Origin of the sequence: Amycolatopsis sp. WGS_07, assembly GCF_045278895.1 — a bacterium.
Lineage (GTDB): Bacteria > Actinomycetota > Actinomycetes > Mycobacteriales > Pseudonocardiaceae > Amycolatopsis.
In genome coordinates this window covers 9,573,061-9,584,364 of sequence record NZ_CP136053.1, presented here as the reverse complement: position 1 = coordinate 9,584,364, position 11,304 = coordinate 9,573,061, and the positions used below count along the sequence as shown (strand labels likewise).

9 protein-coding genes are annotated in these 11,304 nt (G+C 65.7%); 5 read left to right on the top strand and 4 right to left on the bottom strand.

The window, feature by feature from the left end; translation table 11 throughout:
- From RPX00_RS44910 to RPX00_RS44895, 4 genes are all read left to right on the top strand, one after another.
- Window positions 1–1,776, top strand: a complete 1,776-nt coding sequence (locus tag RPX00_RS44910; protein ID WP_406635131.1) for a hydantoinase B/oxoprolinase family protein — start codon at window positions 1–3, stop codon at window positions 1,774–1,776.
- Between the two features lie 106 nt (window positions 1,777–1,882).
- Entirely contained in the window at window positions 1,883–2,059 is a 177-nt protein-coding gene (locus tag RPX00_RS44905; RefSeq protein ID WP_406635129.1) for a hypothetical protein, read from the top strand.
- A gap of 480 nt (window positions 2,060–2,539) precedes the next feature.
- Entirely contained in the window at window positions 2,540–3,232 is a 693-nt protein-coding gene (locus RPX00_RS44900; protein WP_406635127.1) for a hypothetical protein, read from the top strand.
- 111 nt (window positions 3,233–3,343) lie between these two features.
- Window positions 3,344–4,033, top strand: a complete 690-nt coding sequence (locus RPX00_RS44895; RefSeq protein ID WP_406635125.1) for a hypothetical protein — start codon at window positions 3,344–3,346, stop codon at window positions 4,031–4,033.
- 698 nt (window positions 4,034–4,731) lie between these two features.
- Here RPX00_RS44895 and RPX00_RS44890 read toward each other — a convergent pair.
- The 3 genes from RPX00_RS44890 to RPX00_RS44880 are packed head-to-tail and all read right to left on the bottom strand — an operon-like array spanning window position 4,732 to window position 9,594.
- A complete protein-coding gene (locus tag RPX00_RS44890; RefSeq protein ID WP_406635123.1) occupies window positions 4,732–5,235 on the bottom strand; it encodes a Pycsar system effector family protein in 504 nt (167 codons plus the stop codon).
- Window positions 5,236–5,288: 53 nt separating this feature from the next.
- Window positions 5,289–6,476, bottom strand: coding sequence for a hypothetical protein (locus tag RPX00_RS44885; protein ID WP_406635121.1), 1,188 nt, complete (start codon window positions 6,474–6,476; stop codon window positions 5,289–5,291).
- Window positions 6,463–9,594, bottom strand: coding sequence for a CHAT domain-containing protein (locus RPX00_RS44880; RefSeq protein ID WP_406635119.1), 3,132 nt, complete (start codon window positions 9,592–9,594; stop codon window positions 6,463–6,465). The genes RPX00_RS44885 and RPX00_RS44880 overlap by 14 nt, the downstream gene beginning before the upstream one ends.
- A 760-nt stretch (window positions 9,595–10,354) precedes the next feature.
- On the opposite strand from RPX00_RS44880, the gene RPX00_RS44875 reads away from it, so the two are divergent.
- Window positions 10,355–10,600 (top strand): hypothetical protein, encoded by a 246-nt coding sequence (locus tag RPX00_RS44875; protein ID WP_406635117.1) that lies wholly within the window; start codon window positions 10,355–10,357, stop codon window positions 10,598–10,600.
- Window positions 10,601–10,801: 201 nt separating this feature from the next.
- On the opposite strand, the gene RPX00_RS44870 is transcribed toward RPX00_RS44875, so the two are convergent.
- Window positions 10,802–11,131, bottom strand: coding sequence for a hypothetical protein (locus RPX00_RS44870; protein WP_406635115.1), 330 nt, complete (start codon window positions 11,129–11,131; stop codon window positions 10,802–10,804).
- Between the last annotated feature and the right edge of the window lie 173 nt (window positions 11,132–11,304).

Here is an 11,304-nt window from a genome sequence, read left to right as displayed (position 1 = left end):
ATGACTGACTCGACCCGCACCCTCGGGCCCGCGCTGATGGCGGTCATCGCGAACCGCATGGACGCGATCCTCCGGGAGATGACGAACACGCTGCTGCGCGCCGGCCGTTCCGCGGTCCTCTCGACCGCACGGGACTTCTCGTGCTCGCTGGTCACCGCGGACAACCGGCTACTGGCCACCGCCGAAGGCCTGCCGGTGCACATCTTCGGCTCGCATCTGCAGACACAGACGATGTCGGAACTGCACGACGACATCGCACCCGGCGACGCGTTCCTGCACAACGACCCCTACAGCGGCAACACGCACAACGCCGACCACACCATCCTCGTGCCGGTGTTCGCCGCCGGAAAGCACATGTTCACCACGGTCGCCAAGGCGCACCAGGCCGACATCGGCAACAGCTTCCCGACGACGTACATGGCGATGGCCAAGGACGTCTACGAGGAGGGCGCGCTGATCTTCCCCGCGACCCGGATCCAGCGGAATTACCACGACGTCGGCGACATCATCCGCATGTGTCGCATGCGGATCCGCGTGCCCGACCAGTGGTACGGCGACTACCTCGCCTGCATCGGAGCCGCGCGGATCGGGGAACGCCGGATGATCCAACTGGTCGAGAAATACGGCGCGGACCTGATCGAAGAGTTCGTCGAGGAATGGTTCGACTACTCCGAACGCCGCGTCGACCACGCACTGCGCGGCATGGAGTCCGGCCGGTACGAGGCGACCTCCGCACACGACGCGCTGCCCGGCCTGAGCGACGAGGAAATCCCGATCAAGGTGTCGGCCGACGTCGACGCGGAGAACGGGCGCGTCGAGATCGACCTGCGGGACAACCCGGACTGCCTGGACGCGGGCATCAACCTGTCCCGGGCGACCTCGGTCAACAGCGCCGCGACCGGACTGTTCAACGTCCTCGAACCGGATCTGCCGCACAATCACGGCACCTTCCGCCGGATCACGGTGCACATCCGGGAGAACTGCGTGGCCGGATACCCGGTGCACCCGCGGTGCTGCTCGATGTCCACCACCAACGTGGCCGACCGGGTCGTGAACGCCACCCAGTCCGCGCTGTCGGGCGTCGCCCGGGTCGGTCTGGCCGAAGGCGGCGCGTCGATGGGCGCGGGCACCGCGGTGGTCGCCGGCGCTGACGCCCGGAGCCATGGCGCGCCGTTCGTCAACCAGATCGTGGTCGGCGTGAACGGCGGCCCGGCATCGGCGAACTGCGACGGCTGGCTGACCTACATGCTCCCGGTCACGGGCGGCCTGATCCTGCGCGACTCGATCGAACTGGACGAGCAGAAATACCCGATCTCCTTCGAAAGCCTCGAACTGATCCCGGATTCCGGAGGAGCGGGCCAGTTCCGCGGCGGCCCCAGCGCCCGCGTCTCGTACGGCCCGCGATTCGGCCCGATGTCAGTGGCGGTCATGGCGGACTCCGCCAAGAACCCGGCGAAAGGCGCGGCAGGCGGACTGCCCGGCCGAGCCAGCTCCGTCGCCCTCCTCGACAACGCGACCGGCGAACAGACACCGCTGCCGGGCTTCGGCCAATTCCAGGTAGAGCCCGGCACGAACCTGATCGGCACCGACGCGGGCGGCGGCGGATTCGGCGACCCGGCTCGCCGCGATCCGGGCGCGGTGCTGGAAGACGTGCTGGAAGGGCTGGTGTCGAGGGAACAGGCAACAGAGGTGTACCGGGTCGCTTTCCTCGACGTGCCAGGAGCCGAGATCGAGGTGGACGAAGCAGCGACGGCCCGGCTCCGGACGAGCGGTTGACCCGTCCTGCCGCCGCGCGGGAGTTCGGTGCGATCCGCTTGCGGGAGCGCCGCTGCCCGCGGGCGCGGAGTTCGGTATCCTGGAGGAGGCGCGTCGATTCCAGTGGGTGCCGGCGCAGCAGGTCGTCCGCAGCGCCGACCTGAACGGGGGATGCGTCGGCACGCGTCAGGAGCATTGCCTGCTTCGCCCGACCGGTCAGTTCGGCGCGCTCGACCGCGGCGAGTTCGTCCTCGACGTCGGCGACGACGCAGTCGGTCAGAGCCTGATCGCCAAGTGCGTGTAACGCACGGCCTACTCGATGCGCAGCTTCCTCGACGAGGACGTAGGACCGCACGATGCGGTCGCCGTCGGGCAGGTTGGGGCTCTGCAACGATTTGACAACCTCGGCAAAGGCGTCACGTTCACCTTGGCGCCGCCAGCCCTCGGTGTTCGGTTCCAGACTGCCGGCTGCGCTCGCAGGATGGGTGTAGGTGCGCCACACCTGACGCGACAGGTCGGTCAAGCAAACGCCAAACCGATCGCGACTCACAATCAGCTGACTTAGGCACGTCGGTAAGTACGGAGGCGATGCAGCCGATACCGGTGTCCCAGGTCGTCACGAGCGCACCACGTGCTTCAATGTTGCGAATCTTCACCGCGACTTGCCTTGTCTTGCCGAGGGTCCGGTGTTGCTCAGACCTTCATGCGCGCCCTTATCGTGGCGTGTAGCACCACGCGGTGTTGGTACCGAGGCCATGCCGCTCGGCGCGCGATACTCCGGCACATGAGATTGAGCGACCGTGCGATGTTCTGGGCGTTCCTGGTCATCATTGGTGGCCTGGTCCTGCTCGTTGTGGGCGTCGCGAACGGCAAGGACGCGACATGGTGGGCGGCGTGGGGTCAATGGGCAGGCGCGTTGGGCTCGGTCGCGGCTGCTGGCACCGCCGTGTGGATCGCAGTCATCGGGTGGCGCAAGTCGGACGCGCAGTACCGTGAGCAGGCCGAGCGCGACCTGGCGTCGAAATTCGTGGCCTGGATTGATCATGAGCAGATCTTGCTGCCGAGCGTCATGGTGGCCAACAGCGGACCGTTGCCGATGTACCGGGTCCAACTGGAATTCGACTTCCCCCGCCCGGGTACCTGGACCGAGAGCTGGGACAAGGGTTCGTCAGCCCGCGAAAGTCGATCATCGAGATCGGCATCGTCGGCCCGCGAGCCGAGCCGTACGCGCATCCCCGACGCGACGAAGTATCTGAGGCAGCACCTCTTGGACTTGACCGACGAGCATCTGGGCAAGGAAGCCTACGTGTCTTCAAAGCAAGACACGGACTCCTATGAGTTGTCGACCGAGGCGAAGGTCGAAATCGGCAACGTCGTGCCGTTCGGCTGGATTGAGGTGCACTTCTCCGACAGCGCCGGAATCCGGTGGACTCGGACGCACGAAGGGAAGCTCATGCCCCACACCGGATGGTCGTGATCGCCCGCTAGCAACTCGATACGCCTGGCAGGCTCCACTCTGTGCAGGTGGCGGCGAAACGATCAGCAGCCGGGGAGCGACTGACCCGGCATCAAACTCGGACAACGCGGCATGTTTGTCGCCTTCATCGCCGCTATCGGCTTCATCGTGCTTCTCGATGTCGGTATCGCAACCAGTCAATCAGCGGACTGGTGGGCAGCATGGGGCCAATGGGTCGGAGGCATCGGCTCGATCGCTGCTGCGGCTGTTGCCGCCTGGGTCGCGGTGGAGGGTTGGCGAAAGTCCGACGAACAGGCCAAACAACAGGCGAAGGAGGTGCAGAAACTCCGGCGGGAGGAGTTGGCAAGTCGATTCGCGGTTTGGGTGGAGCCTGCCCCGGTGACCCTTGATGACGTCGATCGGTTCCCCGCATCGGAGCCGATCAGCCGACGCGCCAGGATTATGTACAACAATGTGGGAGGACTGCCGATCTACGACGTCGAGGTCACAGCTATGCTGCGCTCTGGCGACATGCTCTCGTGGACCTATCCGGTGTGCGCACCGACGACTGAACCCGAACAACTCGAAGACGGGGCATCGACTCTCACCCGCAGGCTCATCCGTGAACTCCGGAATTACCTCGTCCATACGTGGCCGAATGAGACCGATGAAGAACGACGTAAGACGTTTGAGACCGATGAAGAGGCGGGATTGCTCTACTTCATGCGGGGCACCAAGCTCGCTGTCCAATTCACCGACTCGAATGGATACAGGTGGTTTCGAGCATGGGATGGCAACCTTTCGCCATCAGTAGGCAACTAGCCCTCGTCGTCTAACATCTCCGCTGCATCACCGGGGTCCGTCGCTGGGCCTGCTCGATCAGCGCCAGGATTCCTGGCGAGGGAACCAGCGTAGCGCCCGCTTCGCTCCTCGTCGTTCACCGGCCGCTCGCCGAATCGGTTGCCCGGTGAGCATAGGGCTGCCTGCGCGCGATGACGGAGACATGGCTCCTGGCCTTGTTCGTGTCTGAGGTCTTGCCCTTTGGGCTGTCCCACCGCAAGTTGTCCACCCGGTTGTCGTCCTTCGCTCCGTTGGTGTGGCAGTCATACCAGCCCTTGGGCAGGGGCCGACGAACGCGAGCAGCGCGGCCCGATGGACGAGAATGTCCTTGCTGCCCTGGTGCTTGTGCAAAAGTGATCCGCGAGTAGCCGTACGGACTTGTCCGAAGCTCCCGTCTGATTCAGGCCCCGAGGCCCTTGCGGATCGGGTGCGACGCTGGTTGCTGCCCCGTGCAGCCCCTCGAAACCGGGAATCGGCTGCCAGGGTTCTGGGAGAAGAATGGTGGCAGACGGTCCTGGTGAGCGAGTACCTACTCGCGTCGGGATAAGTTTTATTCTGAGCAGAGGTGTTTCGGCAGGCGGAACCCTCTTGGTCCGGATGACGCTTGCCTTGGCCCGCGCACTTTTTCCCTGGGTTGCCTATTCGACCTATGCTCGGCTACCCAGGCCGAACAGTTTCCGTCATGGACTTAGCAATGCCTGCGCCAGTCCTGCTGCCACCTGTGTGGCCAACGCCCCGCCAAGCAGCCAGATCGCGTATGCGACCTGCTTGAACTTTCGGCGAGCCACCCGGCTGTTGGCCCACAGTTGTTCGATTATCGACTCGCGCATCAGGCCGTCACGGTCAAGCATGCAGATGAACGTAAGCTTGAAGTCCAACGCTTTCGGATATCTCCGCGCGATGTGGTCGAAGTACATCAGTGACCGAGGTTCGCCGGCGCGAAGACGCGGTGCGAAGACGCGAAGTGCGAAAAAGGCGCTGATCACTGTGAGGGTGAGGCTCAGCATAGTCAAACTGGCCAGCCACGGCTCTTGTCGCCAAGCGGTCGGTCCTGGCGCGGATCGGGCGAGCACGCTTCCGAGCACCCCGCTCGCGGCGAGCGTGGCTGCGGCCTTGGCGTCTGCGACCTTGATCCAATCATTGGTCTGGAGCAGCGTTTTCCAGGCGTCCTCGGTGTCGGTCACCGGTCGAGTGTGTCCCATGGCCAGCGTGTGGACCATATCTTCCCCCGGCGATCTCACGAGGTGTGGCTGAGAAGGTACGCCGTCGCCTGATAGGTCTTCACGGCCACATCGTGCCGCGTGAAGGACAGTTCGGACAGGTCGCGGTGCTGCCGCACTATGTCGTCGTAGAGCGTGTCCGATACGACGATTGCCATGGTCGTGTCTGCTCCGCCCATTGCCTGGCGCACGGGCTCGCTGTTGACCATTCGGCAGAATCGGATGACGGTCGGGCCGGCGAATCCCAGGTCGCTCGGCTCGACCGGGCCGACGTCGATCGCCATTCTCAATCTGATCTGGTCGGCGTACTCAAGATTGTCCTCGTCGAGGAGATGAGGCATCGTACGTACCAGATGTCGCACGGCTGCGACCGCGTCGATATCCGGGAGAAAACAGTTGAACCCGTCACCGGTGGCCTGAAAGTATGTCGGTTCGACGTCGACCCCCGTGTGCTGCGAAAATCGCTTAAGCAGCGCGAGAATCCGCCGCTGCGCAACGAGCTGTTGATCGCTCGGGCGGGAGCTGTAGTCGACGATGTCGACCGTGAAGCCGATTCGATAGCGTAGGCCGTCTGTTTCCGGACGCTGGCGAGGCAGCCGAATGGTCACCGTGTCGGGCTTGCCGCGAGCATGCATGCCGAGTGTGCGCTCCAGCGAGTGGTTCCCGCTTACGCGAGCCTCGATCTCGCGGCAATCGCCGGGGGCCATGACGATCAGCCAGCCGCTATGGGCGCCTGGCCGCACTGTCGCGGTGTGCTGCCAACGGATCTCGGCACCACCCGGACTGGAGACTCGAATTTCCGGGGTGAGTTCGGGCACCGGAACGTGATCGACGAGCAGGCCACGAGCATCCGGTGTGTGCCGGACGAACTCCAGCCGCTCGGTGACGGCCAGTCTCTCGGCTGGGCACGGTGCCGTCACCAGTCGCGGCCAGGCGTCGCGGACCCGGACGTCCGGCGTGTGGAACTCGATGCCCAGCGTAGCCGAGCGCAGCGGCGGAGTGCTTTCCTCAGCGAGCAGGTCGTACATGATCTTGATCAGGTAGACATCGTCGCCGTCGTCGACGCTGATGTGATCGACCTGCATCGCCTGTACGCCGATGCGACCGATGCGGATGTCAGCGGCACTGAACGACCGCAACTCCTCGGTGAGAAGTAACTCGACCTCGGCGACGTACACTTGGTCTCGCGCGTCAGATGCCGACATGAATCCAGGTTGCCCAGGTGTGTGGCGCGTCCACGTGGTCTTCGCGAACCAGCCGAACCGCGTTGTGCAGCGCGAGGGCGGTGTCGGCGGTCGCGGGTGCGGTCGCGCCGTCCGGGGCCAGCTGGCTGTAGACCGCTGCGGCGACCCTTTCCGCGGTGGCGTTCACAGGGGTCAGCGTACCGATGACGTGACGGTAGCCGGCCAGGTGGAATGAGCCGGTGATGTGCACCGCTTCGTCGATGAGCCGTGGAGCGGCGTCGGTGGTGTTGCACGCCGACAGGAAGGCGAGGTCGGCGTCCGGCAGATCGAGATCGGAGATCTCGGCGACGATGAGCGGCGCGGTCGCGTGGTCGTACAGCACCAAATGGCTCGCACTGGGATCCCGTGGGTCGCCGACCGCATGGCTGGCTATGTGGACGGTCGAATGCCGGGGTATCTCCTCGAGTACCGCGTCATGCGTGGCGGTCTCGTCGATCAGCTTGGTTGCCGTCGGGAACAGTCTCGCGATCATGTCGGCCTCGCCGGTCGCCGAAAGCAACGGGTCCTTGCCAGGCGTGGTGGGCATCGCCACGATCAGCACCTGGCCTTCGGTTGGCGTGCGGGGCGTGCGGGCGTGCGTCCTCAACGTTGTCGTGTACGAGGAGACAACCCGGTCCATCACCGTCCGGCGCAGGCCATCCTCGTGATAGCCCGCCGCGTGCAGCGGCAGCGAACCCATTGCCGAGATCGGGCACCACCACACGCGCGGCCAATCCTTGTCGCTCGGCTGGCCGAGGCCCAGATGGTCGAGCACGGGTTCGGTGACGTTGTCCCACAGCCAGCGCAGCACCCTGTGCATGTCGTCCAGTGCGGCTTTGCGGTCGGCGTAGGACCTCGCCGGTGCAGTCGCGAGGCATCCCCGCTCAAAGCGGTCCGCCTGTTCTGCGGCGGCGATGTCGGAGATAGCCAGCGGCACGTGGTCCACTGGCCGCCCCGGACGGAGCACGAGTGCGCCGGCCTCCGAACGTGTCGCGTACGTTATTACCACCGGACCCTTGCTGACCTGAGGCTCCGGCGGCAGCAGGAACGTGCGCAGCTCTGTGTTCGCACGGATGTGCTCGACGAGATCCAGCCAGCGTGCCACAAGCTCCTCACGGCGAGCCGACGGCGGCGCGGCCACGTAGTCGCCGATCACCGGGTCGCCAATGACGGGATGATCGACCGCGTCGATCGCATCGCGGAGGCGCTGGTATTCGCGGTCGAGTTCGGGGTGGTGCTCCCGAAGGGCCCGCAGATCGGACCGTGCGTCCAAGGTTTCCGCGATAACGAGGGCGCGAGCCTGTTCGCTCAGCCTCACCGCGTGGTCAAATCGACCGGCGCGCACTGCGGCGGCTGCGGCCTCAGCCGCCAGTCCGGTGGTTTGCCCGACGCTGAACTCGTGGTCGCCACGGGCAAGGTGCCGTCGGCTCAGCTGAGGAAGCAGGGCAATCGCCTCCTCGAACGCGGTGACGGCCTCGTTCGCGCGGTCCGCCTTCGATTCGATACGCCCGAGGCGCCACCACGCGTGGATCCGGTTGAGCAGAGTCGCCGCCGGCGTGGTGGTCGCCTCGGTGAAGGTTACTCGGGCGTCATCGAGCAGGTCCGCGTCCAATTGCGCGGTGCCGAGATTGATCAGGGCGGACGGCCGGTGCGGCGATCCACTCGGGATCAGGTTCGCCGCGCGACGGGCGTACCGGGCGGCCTCACGCGCATCGTCCGGATCATCAGTGTGGGCGTAGCGCCGTCGCAACGCGTACGCCGCGTTCGAACACGCCGAACTCGCCTCGGGATCGTCATCGGGTACTGCGGCGACACGACGACCGATGGTCACGGCCTCGCCGAACAACGCCTCGTCGTTCGTCTCCGAGGCGAGCGCGACCATGGGCGCGATCGCATGGATGAGCACCCACCGCAGCTTCGGATGATCGGCATCCAGTTCCCCGATAGCCTGCCGGCACAGCTCCACAGCCCGGCGCGCGTGGTCGACGTCGTCCGTGCGCTCATACAGCGCCAGCAGCGCGTTGGCTGTGTCGACCAAGTGATCGAGGTGAGCTGGCTCCTCGACCGAAGTGATCGAAAGGGCAGTGCCGATCGCTTCAACCGCCTGCTGTGCGAGCGCGAGTTCGTGGGTGCGTTCGTGCAGGACGCGCAGCGCGGTGCCGTAATCGACAAGCCTGTTGGCGAGGTTCTTGTGGTCGTTCTGGGTGCGAAGCATCGCGGACCGCGCCAGTCCGGCCGCCTCGGCGAGCGAACTCACCTCACCGGTGAAGTTGAATCGAGAACGCAAGGTCGACGCCAGGCAGGCCTCGTTGTGCGCCCGGTCAGGGGTCTGCCCATCGGTCCATTCGAGAGCCTGTCGCGCGAGGGCCACGCCGGCCTCGACGTCGGCGAGGTCAACCGCGGCAGCGGCGCGGCGCAGGGCCAGGTTCGACAGGACGTCGGCCCGATTAGGGTGGGACTCGGGCGTGGCGTCGAACGCCTTCTGGAACGTGGCCACAGCAGCGGCCAGCTTCTCCGGGTCGCTGTTGTGCGTGGCGAGATCCCATGTCGCGTTGGCCAGGTTGGACAGGAGCCTGCTCGCGCTGTCTCCAGTACCGTCCAACATGGACACAGCGCGCTCGCCGACGTCGACCGCTTCCCGGATCGTCGCTTCATCACCGGTGCGCACGTACTGCGTGCGCAGGGAGTTCGAGAGGTTTGAGAGCCGCATCATCAGCGAACGGTCGTCGTCCGGTGTCGCCGCCACGGCCTCTCGCGCGACGCGTACCGCTTCGTCCAGCACCTCGCTGGTGGAAGTTTGCCAGTACAGCATCTCCAGCGCGGCGGCCAGGTTGGACAGATAGGCGGGATTGCCGGGCACCAGCGCGACCACCCGCCGGCACGTTGCTACCCCCTCGAGCAGCAAGTCGAGATGGCCCACGCGTTCGAACAGCAGGATCAGGCCAGCGCCGAGGTTCGCCACCCAGGAGAGCTTGGGTTCTGGAGCCGTGGCGGCCCGTCGCAGCAGTTCCACCGACTCGCGCAGATCGGCCAGTTCGTTCGTCGCAAGGTAGCGGCGGTGCAGGTCGACTGCACGCCGGGCCAAGTCCGCGTGTGGCATCAACCCAAGCTAGCTGTGCCAGCAGGACCGCAACACCCGCGGCACCGCCAGCCCGAGTCTGCGATACTGCTGGCCAGTGGATAACGTCAACGTCGGTGAGGGTTCTCCCGGTGGGCCGGACACTCTGATCCTTGGCTTTAGCCTGGGGAAGGATGCGTTTGTGTCTGGTTCGTCGAGGTGTCCCGAGTAGTGTCGGCGGAGCGCGGCCTGGCCGGTCTGGGCGCGGGGTTCCGCTCCGACCGCGGCACCCAATACGCCTTGAACAGAGTTCCGCGCCACGCTGACCGCACACGGCATCCGGCCCTCGATGGGCAGGGGTGGGGCCTGCTACGGCAACGCCGCCGTCGAACCCCTTCTCGCCACCCTCTCAAAACCGAGATCGGCATCCGCAACCATGCACACGCGAAGCCGCTTTCGCTTATCTCGCCTACTGCAACCGCCACCGCCTGCCACCCTTCTGCTACCGCACGCCCCACGAAACCCGCCTGAGCGATCGTCGTCACCACGCCCACGTGGCTTGAGCCCGGTGACCGGCTCTCAGGGGAAACCTCAGTCTTGCCTGCTCCCACGGGCCTACAGCGCGATGTTGGTCGGTGCCTCCAATGTGGTCTCGAGCTCGACGAGCTGGCCGGCGATTCGCCTGTGATCGAAAACGGTTGTCGTCCGCTGCGGTGAGCTCGCGGTCCTCGAACAAATCGCCTGCTGCAGCAGGTTGTAAGCACCCGCGACTTCCGTTCCTGATCGACCCGAGACTGCTGGGGTGCTGCTCATCCCGACTCCCTTTGATGGCGCTGTGGAACAGAGGCTGGCCGGAAGGTTCGGCATTGCTGGCGATCACATGTGGCGAATTGCAAAGCAGGTGGTACGTGACCTGGTCGCTACATTCGTGCTGTGCCTGGTCGTATCCGGCAGTTGGGGCCAGATCAAGTTGCGGCAGGCGGTCCGAGGACGGGTGCTCGGTCGGCTGGCTGTTGGCGAGGTAGGCGGCAAGAACCGCGACACCTGAGGCCGATCACCACCGCGTCTGGTTGGGTGCCTATCGCGGTGGCGCTTTGACGCTGTATGCCGAGTGGAAGCCGAGCTTGTCCAGATATTGCTTGAACGGGTCGCAACGTCCGGCTTTGTGTCTCTTGCCTGATGAGCGCAGACGCGGCGGAACGCTGGGATCAGGCGGTCAACTGCCGGGCTGGTGGCACGCCCGACTCGGCTACCCGTGGGTGCGGGGCCGGTGGTCGCCGTACTGCTGGCGGCGGGCGGGTCCGCGGCGGCGGAGCAGGTGTGCGGGCACGTAGTGGCTGACCGGTCGCGACCATTGGTCGTCGGCGGTGACGAGCTGGTAGGTGACCCAGCCGAGCAGCCCGCCGTCCTCGCGGCGCGCCCATTCGAACAGCAGCCCGGGATGCTCGGTCTCGATCCGCAGCCCGGCGCGGTCGCGCGGTGCGAGGATCTCGGTGCCGAGCACGAGCAGCTTGCGCACGCCCACCCACACCGGAATCGGCGGATCCACTTTCCGCACGGTCGACGGCCACTCGTTCACCTCAGGTCACCCGCTCGCTTCCATGTTCCCGGGCCGTCCTGGTTCCCGGCGGCCCAGAACGGGAGTCGAACATGTGTTCGCACGGGAAGTCAAACCGGCCGGAACGCGGTCGTGGTCGGCTGCTGCGGTGGGTGGGGCAAGGGGTGCGCGTTTCCGGCGGGCATGGGTGTGAA

What these genes read in the sequence shown, in the direction of transcription:
- RPX00_RS44910 (WP_406635131.1), top strand. Translation starts at nt 1, where the DNA reads ATGACTGACTCGACCCGCACCCTCGGGCCCGCGCTGATGGCGGTCATC.
- RPX00_RS44900 (WP_406635127.1), top strand. Translation starts at nt 2,540, where the DNA reads ATGAGATTGAGCGACCGTGCGATGTTCTGGGCGTTCCTGGTCATCATT.
- RPX00_RS44895 (WP_406635125.1), top strand. Translation starts at nt 3,344, where the DNA reads ATGTTTGTCGCCTTCATCGCCGCTATCGGCTTCATCGTGCTTCTCGAT.
- RPX00_RS44885 (WP_406635121.1), bottom strand. Translation starts at nt 6,476, where the DNA reads ATGTCGGCATCTGACGCGCGAGACCAAGTGTACGTCGCCGAGGTCGAG.
- RPX00_RS44880 (WP_406635119.1), bottom strand. Translation starts at nt 9,594, where the DNA reads ATGCCACACGCGGACTTGGCCCGGCGTGCAGTCGACCTGCACCGCCGC.